The organism is bacterium (assembly GCA_017744355.1).
GTDB lineage: Bacteria > Cyanobacteriota > Sericytochromatia > S15B-MN24 > UBA4093 > JAGIBK01.
In genome coordinates this window covers 98,159-111,114 of sequence record JAGIBK010000003.1, presented here as the reverse complement: position 1 = coordinate 111,114, position 12,956 = coordinate 98,159, and the positions used below count along the sequence as shown (strand labels likewise).

Annotated in this window: 13 protein-coding genes; 7 read left to right on the top strand and 6 right to left on the bottom strand. The window is 68.3% G+C overall.

Going from position 1 to position 12,956, the window contains the following annotated elements:
- The first annotated feature begins 77 nt into the window (after positions 1 to 77).
- The 4 genes from J7643_09380 to J7643_09365 all read left to right on the top strand — a co-directional run bounded on the left by J7643_09380 (position 78) and on the right by J7643_09365 (position 6,267).
- Positions 78 to 1,295: a TolC family protein gene (locus J7643_09380; GenBank protein MBO9540788.1), complete on the top strand. Its 1,218-nt coding sequence runs from the start codon at positions 78 to 80 to the stop codon at positions 1,293 to 1,295.
- A 24-nt stretch (positions 1,296 to 1,319) separates the two neighbouring features.
- Positions 1,320 to 2,480: an efflux RND transporter periplasmic adaptor subunit gene (locus tag J7643_09375; GenBank protein MBO9540787.1), complete on the top strand. Its 1,161-nt coding sequence runs from the start codon at positions 1,320 to 1,322 to the stop codon at positions 2,478 to 2,480.
- 1 nt (position 2,481) lies between these two features.
- The gene (locus tag J7643_09370; GenBank protein ID MBO9540786.1) at positions 2,482 to 5,580 is read left to right on the top strand and encodes an efflux RND transporter permease subunit; all 3,099 of its coding nucleotides are present in this window, start codon (positions 2,482 to 2,484) and stop codon (positions 5,578 to 5,580) included.
- A 189-nt stretch (positions 5,581 to 5,769) separates the two neighbouring features.
- Complete coding sequence (locus tag J7643_09365; GenBank protein ID MBO9540785.1) at positions 5,770 to 6,267, top strand: hypothetical protein; 498 nt, start codon at positions 5,770 to 5,772, stop codon at positions 6,265 to 6,267.
- Positions 6,268 to 6,346: 79 nt separating this feature from the next.
- On the opposite strand, the gene J7643_09360 is transcribed toward J7643_09365, so the two are convergent.
- The 6 genes from J7643_09360 to J7643_09335 form a co-directional block, all read right to left on the bottom strand.
- Positions 6,347 to 6,640 (bottom strand): zinc-ribbon domain containing protein, encoded by a 294-nt coding sequence (locus tag J7643_09360; GenBank protein MBO9540784.1) that lies wholly within the window; start codon positions 6,638 to 6,640, stop codon positions 6,347 to 6,349.
- 194 nt (positions 6,641 to 6,834) lie between these two features.
- On the bottom strand, positions 6,835 to 7,869 hold the full coding sequence (locus tag J7643_09355; GenBank protein MBO9540783.1) for an NAD(P)-dependent glycerol-3-phosphate dehydrogenase: 1,035 nt from the start codon (positions 7,867 to 7,869) through the stop codon (positions 6,835 to 6,837).
- A complete protein-coding gene (locus J7643_09350; protein ID MBO9540782.1) occupies positions 7,866 to 9,479 on the bottom strand; it encodes a 1-acyl-sn-glycerol-3-phosphate acyltransferase in 1,614 nt (537 codons plus the stop codon). Before J7643_09350 ends, J7643_09355 begins: the two co-directional genes overlap by 4 nt.
- Positions 9,480 to 9,578: 99 nt before the next feature.
- Complete coding sequence (locus tag J7643_09345) at positions 9,579 to 9,905, bottom strand: hypothetical protein (protein ID MBO9540781.1); 327 nt, start codon at positions 9,903 to 9,905, stop codon at positions 9,579 to 9,581.
- Between the two features lie 173 nt (positions 9,906 to 10,078).
- The gene (locus J7643_09340; protein MBO9540780.1) at positions 10,079 to 11,407 is read right to left on the bottom strand and encodes a S8 family serine peptidase; all 1,329 of its coding nucleotides are present in this window, start codon (positions 11,405 to 11,407) and stop codon (positions 10,079 to 10,081) included.
- Between the two features lie 78 nt (positions 11,408 to 11,485).
- Positions 11,486 to 11,740 carry a hypothetical protein gene (locus tag J7643_09335; GenBank protein MBO9540779.1) on the bottom strand — a complete coding sequence of 85 codons (255 nt, stop codon included), beginning with the start codon at positions 11,738 to 11,740 and terminating at the stop codon, positions 11,486 to 11,488.
- Positions 11,741 to 11,934: 194 nt separating this feature from the next.
- Between J7643_09335 and J7643_09330 the strand changes: the two genes are divergently transcribed.
- From J7643_09330 to J7643_09320, 3 genes are all read left to right on the top strand, one after another.
- Positions 11,935 to 12,213, top strand: coding sequence for a hypothetical protein (locus J7643_09330; GenBank protein ID MBO9540778.1), 279 nt, complete (start codon positions 11,935 to 11,937; stop codon positions 12,211 to 12,213).
- 68 nt (positions 12,214 to 12,281) lie between these two features.
- A complete protein-coding gene (locus tag J7643_09325; GenBank protein MBO9540777.1) occupies positions 12,282 to 12,479 on the top strand; it encodes a cation transporter in 198 nt (65 codons plus the stop codon).
- A gap of 27 nt (positions 12,480 to 12,506) precedes the next feature.
- Positions 12,507 to 12,950, top strand: coding sequence for an acyl-CoA thioesterase (locus tag J7643_09320; protein ID MBO9540776.1), 444 nt, complete (start codon positions 12,507 to 12,509; stop codon positions 12,948 to 12,950).
- Positions 12,951 to 12,956: the final 6 nt, after the last annotated feature.

Genomic DNA, 12,956 nt, shown 5'->3' with positions numbered 1-12,956 from the left:
CGAGGGGTTCCCGTTTTTTTCACGAACCGTTGCTACCATGGAGGGAGGCGACCTCCCCCTTCGACACGGAGCACCCAGTGATCCAGCCTCGTACCATGCTCGCTGCCTTCTGCGCACTTGCCCTGCTACCCGCCGCCGTCTGGGCTCAGCCCGCCGCCTCGCTTGCCGGAGTGGTGGACGCGGCGGTGGCCCACAGCCCCGCTCTCAAGGCGATGGATCAAGCCATCGCCGCCGCCGATGCCCGAGCGACGGCGGTCGGAGCCCCCGCCAACCCGAGCCTCGTCGGCCAGCTTCAGCTCTCACCCCAGGCGGCCAACAACATGGTCACCCTGGGCCTGCGCCAGCCCCTCGACTTTCGCGGCCTCGCCGGCCAGCGCAAAGAGCAGGCGGCCGAGGACGTGGCCATCCTGAAGCTCTCGCGGAAGCGCCTCGAGAAGCAGGTGGCCCTCCAGGCCAAGGAGGCCTACTACCGCCTCTGGAGCGTCCGCGAGGCCCTCAAGGTCCACGACCGGGACATCTCATGGCAACAGGCCGAGGTGGGCCGGGTGAACAAGCAGATCGCCGCAGGCGAGCTCGCCCCCCACGAGCGCCTGGACGCCGACTTCGAGCTGCTGAAGCTCCAGCTTGCGCGCCGCGGCGCCGAGCAGCAGGTCGTCGGCCAGGAGGCCCATCTTGCCTTCCTGCTCGGACGTCCTTTGGGCGAGCCGCTCGCCCTCGCCGAGCTCGTCGCTCCGCAGCCGATCTCGCTTCAGCCCCTGGATGCCTGGCTCGCCGAGGCGCGCCGAGAGCGCCTTGAACCTCAAGAGATCGCGATCGCCCGCCGCCGCGAGGAGCGCGGCGTGCGCCTGGCGGATTCGCTGCGCTTCGGCAACGGCGAAATCGAGGCGCAGCTGGGTACGGCGGCCAACACCGAGCCGGTGGTGGTCGGGGGCTTCGACCTGCCCCTGCCCGTGCGCTATAACCAGGCGGGCGAACGTGCCGCGGCCACGGCCGAGGCCGCGCGCCTCGAAGCCGAGCGCCTGGTCAAGGATCAAGAGATCGCCCAGGAGGTCCTCGCCGCTTACTACGCGGCCCTCGAGGCCAAGACCCGCCTTGCGGAAATCGACACGCGCAGCCTGCCCTTCGCCGAGCACATGCTCGAGAAGGCCACGGCGCGCCGCAAGGCCGGTGTCGGTCCGATCGCCGAGCTCGCCGCCGCGCGGCACGCCCTCTCGGACGTGGCCTCCGATCGTCTCCAGGCCCTCTTGGCTTACCAACTTTCCTACCTGCGGCTCGAAAGCGCCGCCGGACGTTAGATCACGCGCGAAGGAGATATTTCAATGAAGCCCCTTCTCTTGGGCCTCGTCACGCTCTCTTGCCTCCTGGGCTGCAGCAAGCACGAGCCCGCCCCCGCCTCGGAAACCGCCGAAGCGACGGCCTCGGACGTGGTGGTTCTGCCCGAAAGCGCCCGCCGCCTCATCACCCTTGAGAGCGCGAGCGTCGTGCGCCGGTCGCTTACCGCGACGCAGGAGGCCATGGGCCAGATCGTGCCGCGTCCCGAAGGTCAGAGCGTGGTCCTGCCCCCCATCGCGGGCCACCTGGTCGCCCTCCACGCCAAGGCGGGCGATCGCGTCGCGGCCGGTGCTGCCCTTGCGACCCTCAAGAGCGCGGAGCTCGGCGAGGCCCAGGCGGCCTTCCTCAAGGCCCGGAGCGAGGCTGAACTGGCCGAGCGCGAGGTTGCGCGGATCAAGAAGCTGATCGCCGCCGAGGTGGCTGCGACCAAGGACCTGGAGGCGGCCAAGCAGCGCCTGGAGGCCGCGACCGTCACCCGGACCCAGGCCCGCGAGCACCTGCGCCTGTTGGGCCTCACCGACGGCGGGCTCGCCTCGCTCGAGGCCCGGGGCCGCATCGACCCCATGGTCGTGGTCCGAGCGCCGCTCGCCGGCACCGTGGTGGAGCGGGCGGCGACCGTCGGTCAGTACGTGTCCCCCGACGCCGCTTCGCCCCTCTTCTCGCTCATGGACCTTTCGATCGTCCGGGTCCGGGCGGATCTCGCCGAGCGGGACTTCCTCTCGATTCGCCCCGGCCAGGTCGCGTCGGTCTCGCTCGTGGCCGTCCCCGGCAAGCCCTATCAGGGCAAGGTCGTGCGCCTCTCGCCGGTCCTGGATGCCGAGAGCCGCACGGGCGAGGCCCTCATCGACCTTCCCAACCCCGACGGCAGCCTGCGCCCCGGCATGTCGGTCAAGGTCGCCATCGCCCTGCCCCGAGCGGGCGTGCTCAGCGTGCCGCTTGCGGCCGTACAGCGCGAGGACGCCCGCTCTTTCGCCTACGCCCCTCTGGGCGGCGATCGCTACCGGGAGGTGAGCGTTCAGGTGGGTGATCGCTTCGGTGACTACCTGGAGATCAAGAGCGGCCTTGCCGAGGGGATGACGGTCATCGGCCGCGGCAGCTTCGACCTGCGCGCCCAGGCCCGCAAGGACCTGTTCGGAGGCGAGGACTAGCATGATCGATCGCCTCATCCGCTTTGCGCTGCGCCAGCGCCTCTTGACCCTGATCCTGTGCTTCATGCTGGTCGGGGTGGGGCTCTTCTCGTTCCAGCGCCTGCCCATCGACGCCTTCCCGGACGTGACCAACGTCCAGGTCCAGATCCTGACCGAGGCCGAGGGGCTCGCCCCCGCCGAGGTCGAGCGCCTGGTCACCTACCCCATCGAGATCGAGATGAACGGCCTGCCCAAGGTGGATCAGGTCCGTTCGGCTTCCAAGTTCGGCCTCTCGGTCATCACCGTCGTCTTCCACGACGGGGTGGACATCTACTTCGCGCGCCAGCTCATCGCCGAGCGCCTCAACAACGTCCAGAGCCAGATGCCCGAAGGGGTGAGGCCCGCCATGGGCCCGGTCGCCACCGGCATGGGCGAGGTCTTCCAGTACTCGGTCGAAGGCCCCCTGTCGTTGGCCGAGCGCCGCTCGATCCAGGACTGGATCGTCCGGCCCTTCCTGCGTGGGGTGCCCGGGGTGACCGAGGTCAACAGCCTGGGCGGCCTGCTCAAGCAGTACCAGGTCGAAGTCAGGCCGGATCGCCTGGCGGCCTACGGCTTGACCCTCCACGACGTCATGAGCGCGGTGGCGCGCAACAACGCCAACGCTGCCGGCAACTACCTCGAGCACGGTGACGAGCAGTACCTGATCCGCGGGCTGGGCCTGGTGGATCGGCCCGAGGAACTCGAGGGGGCCGTGGTGGCCACCCGCCAGGGTCACCCCGTCTACCTGCGCGACGTGGCCCGGGTCGTCGAGGGCGCCGCTCCTCGCCAGGGGGCCGCCACCCGCGACGGCCACGAGACCGTCATCGGCATCGTCATGAAGCTCAAGGGCGAGAACTCGCGCGAGGTGATCGGCCGCGTCAAGGAGAAGCTCGCCGAAGCCAACGCGATCATGCCTCCCGGCGTGAAGCTCAAGCCCTTCTACGACCAGCTCGAGCTGGTGGAGAAGGCGGTCCACACCGTCGAGAAGGCCCTGCTCGAAGGCGGCGTCATGGTGGTGGGGGTTCTGCTGTTCTTCTTGTGGAACCTGCGCTCCAGCCTGATCGTCGCCGTGACGATCCCGCTCGCGATGCTCTTTGCCTTTGCGATGATGAAGCTCTTCAACCTGCCGGGCAACCTCATGAGCCTGGGGGGCCTCGCCATCGGCCTCGGCATGATGGTCGACGCGGCCATCGTCATGGTCGAGAACATCTTCCGCCACCTGAGCGAGGAGCACGGCGAGAAGCCTTTGGTCGAGACCATCTACCATTCGGCCATCGAGGTGGGTCGGCCGGTGGTCTTCGCCATCGCGATCATCATCGTGGTGTTCCTGCCCCTCTTCACCCTCCAGGGGATGGAGGGCAAGATGTTCAGCCCCATGGCCTTCACCATCTCCTTCGCGATGCTGGGCTCGCTGGTCCTCGCCCTGACCCTGGTGCCGGTCCTCGCCTCGTTCTGGCTCAAGGGCCCCCTGAGCGAGAAGGAGAACCCCCTCTTCACCCCCGTGCGCCGGGCCTACGCCCGCTCGCTCGATTGGTCCCTGCGCCACGGCGGCTGGCTCCTGGGTGGCGCGGTCGCGGCCCTCGTGGCCTCCTTCGCCCTGGTGCCGAGCCTCGGCTCCGAGTTCCTGCCCAAGATGGACGAAGGTTCGAGCGTCATCACCGCCTCGCGCCTGCCGAGCGTCTCTCTGGCCAAGGCCAACGCCCAGTCCAACGCGGTCGAGAACATCCTCAAGCAGTTCCCCGAGGTCGAGGCGGTCGTCACCCGCACCGGCCGCGCCGAGGTCGCCTCGGACCCCATGGACGTCAGCCAGTCCGACATCTTCATCAAGCTCAAGCCGCGTGAAGCGTGGGTGACGGCCAAGGACAAGGAGGCCCTCGTCGAGAAGATGCAGGAGGCCGTGGCCCACGTCCCCGGCATCGGTCTGTCGTTCGGCGAGCCCATCGCCGTGCGCGTCGACGAGATGGTCTCGGGGGTCAAGAGCCAGGTGGCCGTCAAGATCTTCGGCGAGGACATGACGGTGCTCGCCGAGAAGGCCGCTCAGGTCCAGGAGGCCCTCCAGAAGGTGCCCGGCGCCATCAACGTCAAGACCGAGCAGACCGCGGGTCTCGCCCAGGTCCAGATCCGCTACGACCGGCAGGCGATCGCCCGCTATGGCCTTGCGATCGACGATCTCGGCGAGGTGGTCGCGGCGGCCATCGGCGGTCGGGTCGTCACCGAGATCCAGGAGGGCCAGCGCCGGGTCGGCGTTGCGGTCCGCCTGAGCGAGCAGGACCGCAACGATCCCGATAAGCTGGGCGCCATTCTGGTGCCCACCCCCACCGGGGCCCGGGTGCCGCTCGCGCACCTCTCGCGGATCACCGTCGAGAGCGGCCCCGCGATGATCAGCCGTGAGAACGGCCAGCGCCGCATCGTCATCGAGGCGAATGTGCGGGGCCGGGACATCGGCTCGTTCGTGGCCGACGCCAAGGAAGCCCTTGCGCGCGAGGTCACGATCCCGAGCGGCTACTGGGTCACCTGGGGCGGCCAGTTCGAGAGCCAGCAGCGCGCCATGGCGACCCTCGCGGTCGTCGTGCCCCTCGTCATCGGCCTGATCTTCGCCCTCCTGTTCGGGACCTTCGGGTCCGTGACCCAGTCGGCGCTGATCCTCTTGAACATCCCGTTCGCCCTGATCGGGGGCATCGTCGCCCTGTTCCTGACGCGCCAGCACCTGAGCGTGAGCGCCTCGGTGGGCTTCATCGCCCTCTTCGGGGTGGCGGTGCAGAACGGGGTGATCCTCGTCAGCACCTTCAACAAGCTACGGCACGAGGGGATGCCCTTGGAGGAGGCCGTGCGCGAGGCGGCCGCGGTCCGTCTGCGGCCGGTCCTGATGACCGCCATGGTCGCAAGCCTCGGCCTGGTGCCCCTGGCCCTGTCGCAGGGCATCGGCTCCGAGATCCAGCGGCCGCTCGCGTGGGTCGTCATCGGGGGGCTCTTCACCTCGACGGCACTGACCCTCTTCTTGCTGCCGGTGCTCTACCGCTGGTTGATTCGCTGGCGCGTGAAGCACCCGGTGCCCGAGCCCGAGCGGGTGCCGGTGGCCTAGCCCCGACCGCAAAAGACACCGCGAGCGCCGAGGACAATGAAGTCCTCGGCGCTCGCGGTGTCTGGATGATTTTTTTGGCGTGATCGCTGCGGTGATCGGCCGCGTGATCGCGAGGGGCTATCTTGAAGGTATGACGCGCCATTCGGCGCTTTTCTCTCAGCCACTTCGCACCACGACAAGGAGTCCACCATGAAGAAGCGTGTTATCGCAGCCGCCCTGTTCGCCGTCGCCCTGGGGGCGGCTCCTGCCAGCGCCGCCGAGGGTTTTGACGGCGTGGGGATCCGGGGCTTCGCGAACTCCGCCGGCAAGACGGCCGTGCTGTTCGGCGGCGAAGGGACCTTCTATACGAGTGGTCCCTTCTACCTGGGCGGCGCGGGCAGCGGTGGACCCGTCCTCTCGGAGCCGCGCTCGGCCTTCGGCTACGGCGGCGTGATGCTCGGGGCGACCGATACCCTCTTCGGCCGTTCGACCTACGATCTGCGCCTGCTCGTGGGCGGTGGCGGCGGTGCCATCGGCGCCGACAAGGCGGCGGGCCTCGTGCTCGAGCCCTCTCTCGCCCTCGGCCTGAAGCTCGACGAGAAGAGCCGCGTGAGCCTCACGGCGGGCTACCTCTACATGCCCGAGGATACCGCCTTCTCCGGAGCCACCTTCGGCCTGCGCTTCAACTTCGCCGGCTCGCGGCGCTAAGCCACCAAGCTGTAGGGAGCGATAAGACGAGGCCCCTTCCACCGTAGTGGAAGGGGCCTCGAAGCCTAGGCGCTGATGCTTACTTGCGGAAGCAGTCGCGGCAGTAGACGGGCTTGGCACCGTTGGGCTTGAAGGGCACCTTGGTGGCGACGCCGCAGGCGCTGCAGGTCACGTCGAACAGCTCGCGCTGGGGACGGGCGGCACCGAAGCCGCCGGCGCCACCCTCACGGGAGGCCTTGGCCGCAGTGCGGCAGGGCTTGCAGCGACGGGGAGGGTTGCTGAAACCCTTCTCGGCGTAGAACTCTTGCTCGGAAACGGTGAAGGGGAACTGCGCTCCGCAATCAACGCAGGTGATCGTTTGCTCAGTAAACATGGCCATTGACTTAATTCTCCCTAACGGAACGGACTTGCGGTTTCACGCGCCCCTTCAATCACCAGGGCCCCCGCGGTCACCGCGAAGGCCCCCAACTCGAAAAGATGCGATAGACGGCTGGTGAATCCTGGACAGCCTATATACAACGCATGATAACACCTGTTGTACGACATGGCAAGGTATCGACCGTAAGATCACAGGATCGAGATCTCCCGGTCGGGGGCGTCCGTCTCGAACGGGTTTCGGCCCACTTCGAGCAGGCCCGAAAGGGCCTGCTGAGGGGTCGCGCCCTCGAACAGAACCCGGGCCACGCCTTGGGTGATCGGCAGGTACAGGCCCTTGGAGCGGGCGTAGTCCGCGACCGTCTTGGTGGTGCGGACGCCCTCGGCCACCTGGCGCAGATCGGCGGTGATGGCCTCCAGGCTCTCGCCCTTCGAGAGGCGGAAGCCCACCTGGTAGTTGCGCGAGAGGGGGCTGAAGCAGGTGGCCATCAGGTCGCCGATCCCGGAGAGGCCCGAGAAGGTCGCGGCCGAGGCCCCCATGTGGGCGCCGAGGCGGGTCATCTCCGTCAGCCCGCGGGTCAGCAAGAGAGCCTTGGTGTTGTCGCCGAAGCCCAGACCGTGAGCGAGGCCTGCTGCGATCGCAAAGATGTTCTTGAGGGTGCCGCCCAGCTCGGTGCCGACCACGTCGTCGTTGCCGTAGACCCTGAAGGTCTTGCTCTTGAGCATGGAGACCCCGGCCTCGATGACCTCCTGGAACGCCGAGGCGACGACGGTGGCGCTGGGCTGGCCCTGGGCGACCTCCTTGGCGAGGTTGGGGCCCGAGAGCACGCCGATCTTGCGGCAGCAGGTCTCCTCGCGCAAGAGCTGGCTCATGCGCTTGAAGCTGCCGGGTTCGAGCCCCTTGACCCCGTGGATCAGGATCCGGGAGCCGTCCAAGTGGTCGCCAAGCTCCCGGGCGATGGTCCTGAGCGAGTGGCTGGGCGTCACGATGAAGAGGGTGGCCGCGTCGCGGGCGGCCTCTTCGAGCGAGCTGACGGCGAGCAGGCGCGGGCTGAGGGGCAGATCCCCCAGGTAGCGCGCGTTGCGGTGGGTGCGGTTGAGCTCTGCCACCTGCTCGGGGTCGCGCATCCAGAGCTTGACCGGATGTCCGTTCTCGGCGATGAGGTGGGCGATGGTCGTGCCCCACGAGCCGCCCCCGATGACCGAAACGCCGTGGGGGGTCGTCATGCGTGGGCCTCCTGGGGCGAGAGCGCCGCTTCCAGGCCGTAGCCCGTCAGGCGGTTGTGGTAGTAGAGCAGGAGCTTGAGGTCTACCAGGCGCACCTCGTCGCCCTGGCGGGTGGCGAGCGGCCGGGTGTGGTAGACCCCGAAGATCTTGAGGGCCTGGTCCACCAGGGCCTCGGTCCCGTCGTCCCGGACGTGATCGCCGAGCACGACCTCGCCCGCCTCGGCGAGCGCGACCAGGCGATCGCGTAGGCGATCGATCCGCTCGCAGACCATGGCGAGGGGGTAGGCCGTGTCGTCGGGCAGGCGCAGGAGCTGGAACAGGTCCAGGTGGGGGTGCAGCTCCTTGGCGAGGGTGAACAGGGCGAAGGCCACCAGGTGGGTCGAAAGGACCACCGCGTTCTTGCGGTAGCTCGAAGCGATGGCCGTCCCCAGCTCGCGGGTGTACTCGGCGTCGCGCTGTGCTCGGTGCTGGGGCACGCCGTCCACCTCGACGTACTTGCGCAGGTCGATGGCGCGTCCGCGCAGATCGCGGCTGACGCCGTCCGGCCCGACCGTGTTGCCGAAGGGGTCGAGCGGCTCGCCGAAGCGGAGCACCATGCTGGTGTCCAGCTTGAGCATCTGGTTGACGAAGCTCGCGACCCGGCGGGCCTGGGCCGATTCGTCATCCTCGATGATGTAGCGGGACTTGCCCACCCGCTGCAACTGGTCGTCGATGAGGGTCTCGGCTTCGAGCACCAGGTGGTAGTTGAGGGTGGCGGGCACCACGAAGACCTCGGGGTTGGCCTTGCCTGCCTGCAGGTTGTTGATGTAGGCGGCAAGCCCCGTGCCCACGAGGCCGAGCTTGAGCTTGGACTCGAGGGCGTTCGAGCGCGATCGCCCCCCGCCCGGGAAGAACAGCGAGTGATAGCCCCGCTCCAGCAAGACCGTCGAGTAGGTCTTGAGGACGTCCTTGTAGAGGGTGTAGGTGAGCCTGCGATCGACCTTGTAGGCGCCCAGGTTGTGCATGAAGAAGGAAAGCAGGGCGTTGGTGAAGAGGTTCTTGCCGGCGCCGTAGGTGAAGGGAGGTAGGCCCATGTGGTACAGGGCGTAGCCGATGACCAGCGAGTCCAGGTTGCTCGAGTGGGTGGGCACCAGGATCACCGTACCGCGCTGGGCGAGCGCGCGCAGGGTGTCCACGTGGCCCTCGACATGGATCCGGTCGGCGAGCGACGGCGAGAGCGCGGGCAAGTGGCTCTGCTTCTTGAAGAGCCAGGTGAGCCCGTAGGGGACGGCCTTGGTGGCGAAGTCGTACACCCTCGGGTTGAAGTTGCCCACGATGTCGCGGGCCGAGTCATCGAGCAGGCGCCGGTAAAGGGCCTGCTTGTCGGCGAGGGGCCGGCGCCCCAGCGTGCGGTAGAGCTCGCGCCAGCGCTCGAGGGAGCTCGACTTGCGCGAGCCTTCGAGCCGGGCGATCTCTTGCACGGCGGCGTCGTTGATCGCAAGTTCGAGGGCACTCTCGGAGGAGGCCTTGCGCGCGTACTCGCGTGCGACCACGTCCGCGACGATGGCGTCGCGCTCCGCGTTGAAGCCGAAGATCTTGCCCGAGAGCGCGGGATAGGCGGGGGTCAGCATGGCCGCTCCTGTCGGGATGCCACCGGGGCGGTACGGTGCCGTCCCATCTTATCATCCCGCAGGAGGGTAGCGAGCCTTACCGGGCGGCAAAGCCGGCGGCTAGTGCTTTTGCTGCTGGTTGTACTGTTGCCGCTTGCTACGGGCCACCGGGTTGGGGTTGTAGGCGCTGCCCGAGCCTCTCACCCCTTCGGGCGGGGTGGGGCCGTAGGCCCCCGCGTTGATCCCGCCCTCCGAGCGTTGCAGGCGTCCACCCGAGACCACGGGCCCCTGTGAGCTGAGCGGGTTGGCGGCGGGCTGGTCGGCAGGGTTGTAGGCGGCCCCGGGACCGCCACCGCCGCCGCCCTTCGGGGCGGGCTTCCCCTGCTGGCAGCCTGCGAGTGCTACGATCGCGGCGAGGGCGAACGGAGTAAGCGAGCGGATGCGCATGCGAGCCTCCCCAAAGTCTTTCCTTCGGGACAGCGAGAGATGTCGTTCGAGGTCTCCTTGCCTGCGCTGCCCCTATCTCTCGCTGCCCTACGGAAAAGCCGCAGGCGCTGCTCCCCGTCGAGGGGAGCCGGGGCCATCATAGGCGCTGGGGCGCCCAAGGCAAGGGGTGGTCGCTACTTCATGCCCAGGGCGCGCATCGGGTTGATGCGGCCGTGGCCGGTGGCGGTGTCGAAGCCCGGCGTCCCCACGTCGTCGGCGCTCGCCTCGAGGCGGCCCTTGAGCTGCTGGGGGGTGAGGTTCGGCGTGAGGCTGAGCATGAGGGCCGTGAGGCCCGCGACGAACGGGGTTGCCATGGAGGTGCCGCTCATCTCGTCGTAGTCCTGGGCGACGAAGCCATGGACCGGGTAGGTCGGGGTGGTCGAGAGGATCCCGTCGCCGGGCGCTGAGACCGAGATCCAGCGCCCCGCGTTGGAGAAGTAGGCGCTCTTGTCGTCGCCGTCGGTCGCCCCCACCGCGATCACCCCGGGCAGGGCGGCGGGGTAGCTCGGGCTCAGGCCGAAGCCGGCATCGGCGTCGGCGCGGTCGTTGCCCATGGCGGCGACCACCGTCACGTTCTTCGAGAGGGCGTAGGCCACGGCCTTCTCGAGGGCCTTCGAGCCGCCGTAGGCCCCGAGGCTCATGTTGATCACGTGGGCGCCGTGGTCCACCGCCCACACCACGCCCATCGCCACGTCGCTGGAGAAGCCGCTCTCGTTGTAGGCGAGGCTCTTGATCGGCATGATCTTGCAGCGCGGGGCCATGCCGGTGATGCCCTGCAGGTTCTCGGCGGCCGCGATGATGCCCGCCACGTGGGTGCCGTGGCCGTTGTCGTCCAGGGGGCCCTTATCCGGTAGGTCCACCAGCTTGGTGGTGCCGTCGTCCTGGTCCTCCTCGATCTGGGTGACGAAGTTCCTGCCCGTCACGACGCGATCGCGCAGGTCGGGGTGGGTGATGTCCACCCCGGTGTCGACCACCGCGACCACCACCCTGGGGTCGCCGAGGGTCGCATCCCACGCCCGGAACAGTGCCGAGCGGAAGCCCACGTACAGGCCGCTGAAGCTGCCGAGGCTCGACTGGGGATCCTGGGGGCGGTAGCCCGCGCGCATCCGGACGTCGGCCTCGACCGAGGTGACGGCAGGCTGGGCGGCGATGGCGGCCATGGCGCTCTCGCGCTGGGCAGCGGCGGGGAGGGCGAGCACGCTCATGCCCAGCTGGGGCATGTCCTGGACCACGCGCATGCCGAGGCGTGCCTTCAGGCTCTCTTTGCCGGCGGCCTCCTGGCCCGCCTTGAAGGAGACGAGAACGCGTCGGGTCGAGTAGGTGCCGGCCGGCATCTTGCCTGCGCTCGAGAGCTGATGGGCGGTGGGGCTCACGCCCGAAGCCCCGCCCAGCCCGCAGCCCGCCGTCGCGGCCGTGAGGGCCGAGAGGACGAGCGCTAGAACGGTGCGGGTGCGTCGGGACAACGAGGCTTCCTCCGGAGATCGCAGGACCTTTCGATCTTATCGTGAAATCGGAGGAAAAGTTGTGTTAAAGAATGGCGCTCAGGCCCGGTGCTTCTGGCCGGCGGCGAGCCCCACCCCCATGCCTTTGGTACGGCCGAGGCGGCAGAGGGCCTCTTCGGCGTACTGGCGCCATTCGGGGCTGATCGCGTCGGGCGGTACCAGGCGCCCGTCGTGCTCCAGATGCCAGGCGAACTGGCTATCGTCCAGTTGGTCGAGCACGAATTTCTCGGGGCCGGGGCCGGGGCCGAGCATTTCGACGAGGCGGTTCTCTAGATCGTACTCACGGCGGCGCATAGACACCTCCCTACGGACAGAGTCGGCACGCCGATTATGCTCCCGGCCCCCATGCGCTACAATGTTCGTTCGCTCCATCGCCCGGGCATGAGAGGGTCGATATTCGGGCCATGTTTCGGGAATAAGAAGCTTACGAGCGTGCGCTGCGGGCGCTTTGCCCCGCTCTGCCGTCGAACGTCAAGGAGGTCCACGTCATGACACTGCGCGATCGCCTGCGGAAGATCATGGATGAAGGCGACCTGGTCGAACTCTTCTTCGCGCCGACCAACAACTACTACCTCGCTCGGATCACCCGGGTCGGCCAGGACTACATCGAGTTCGACGCCTGCGACGAGGAAGAGAACGTCGTGGCTCACAATCTGATGCCCCTGCAACTGCTGATCGGGATCACCACCTCCTCGATCGATCGCAACCGCGAGAAGCTCGAGCTGCTCCTGCGCCGGGACGCGGAGGGGGGCCAGGAGGTTCGCTAGCCGCCTGAACGGCTGCAAGCGGGAGGTGGCGGGGCCGCCTCCCGCTTCGTTTTTGAAGGAGAAACCACATGCGTTCGCTCAAGGTCTCGGGGATGACCTGCAACAACTGCGTCAAGCACGTCACCCACGCCCTCGAAGCGGTCCCGGGGGTCACCGCGGCCACGGTCGAGCTCGAATCGGGCGTCGCCCGGATCGAGGGCGACGCGAGCCTCGAGGCGCTCGTTGCGGCGGTGCGCGAAGAAGGCTATGACGCCGCCGCAGTATAATGGCGCCAGAGAGGAGCCCCTGACGCCATGAGCCTGTCGCGCGAAGTCAAGACGTCGCTGCGCGTTCGCTACGCCGAGACCGACGCCCAGCAGGTCGCCTATCACGCCAACTACATCGTCTGGTTCGAGGTGGCGCGTGGCGATTACCTGCGGGCCATCGGCCTCGACTACAACGCCATGGAAGCCTCGGGGGCCTTCGTGGTGGTCGCCGAGCTCTCGGCCAAGTACCTGGCGCCGGTCCGCTACGACGACGAGCTGACGATCGTCAGCCGGATCGCCGAGTTGCGCAGCCGGTCCTTCCGCTTCGTCTACCGGATCTACAAGGGCGATCGCCTCGTCACCGAGGGCTGGACGGCGCACGTGGTGGTCAACCGGGAGGGGCGCCCCATCCAGCTCCCTGCCGATCTGCGCGAGCGGATTCAGGGCGAGGCTTCGTTTCGGGGCGATGCGATCATCAGCCCGCAGGCCTGAGGCCGC

What these genes read in the sequence shown, in the direction of transcription:
- J7643_09375 (MBO9540787.1), top strand. Translation starts at nt 1,320, where the DNA reads ATGAAGCCCCTTCTCTTGGGCCTCGTCACGCTCTCTTGCCTCCTGGGC.
- J7643_09370 (MBO9540786.1), top strand. Translation starts at nt 2,482, where the DNA reads ATGATCGATCGCCTCATCCGCTTTGCGCTGCGCCAGCGCCTCTTGACC.
- J7643_09365 (MBO9540785.1), top strand. Translation starts at nt 5,770, where the DNA reads ATGAAGAAGCGTGTTATCGCAGCCGCCCTGTTCGCCGTCGCCCTGGGG.
- J7643_09360 (MBO9540784.1), bottom strand. Translation starts at nt 6,640, where the DNA reads ATGTTTACTGAGCAAACGATCACCTGCGTTGATTGCGGAGCGCAGTTC.
- J7643_09355 (MBO9540783.1), bottom strand. Translation starts at nt 7,869, where the DNA reads ATGACGACCCCCCACGGCGTTTCGGTCATCGGGGGCGGCTCGTGGGGC.
- J7643_09350 (MBO9540782.1), bottom strand. Translation starts at nt 9,479, where the DNA reads ATGCTGACCCCCGCCTATCCCGCGCTCTCGGGCAAGATCTTCGGCTTC.
- J7643_09345 (MBO9540781.1), bottom strand. Translation starts at nt 9,905, where the DNA reads ATGCGCATCCGCTCGCTTACTCCGTTCGCCCTCGCCGCGATCGTAGCA.
- J7643_09335 (MBO9540779.1), bottom strand. Translation starts at nt 11,740, where the DNA reads ATGCGCCGCCGTGAGTACGATCTAGAGAACCGCCTCGTCGAAATGCTC.
- J7643_09330 (MBO9540778.1), top strand. Translation starts at nt 11,935, where the DNA reads ATGACACTGCGCGATCGCCTGCGGAAGATCATGGATGAAGGCGACCTG.
- J7643_09325 (MBO9540777.1), top strand. Translation starts at nt 12,282, where the DNA reads ATGCGTTCGCTCAAGGTCTCGGGGATGACCTGCAACAACTGCGTCAAG.
- J7643_09320 (MBO9540776.1), top strand. Translation starts at nt 12,507, where the DNA reads ATGAGCCTGTCGCGCGAAGTCAAGACGTCGCTGCGCGTTCGCTACGCC.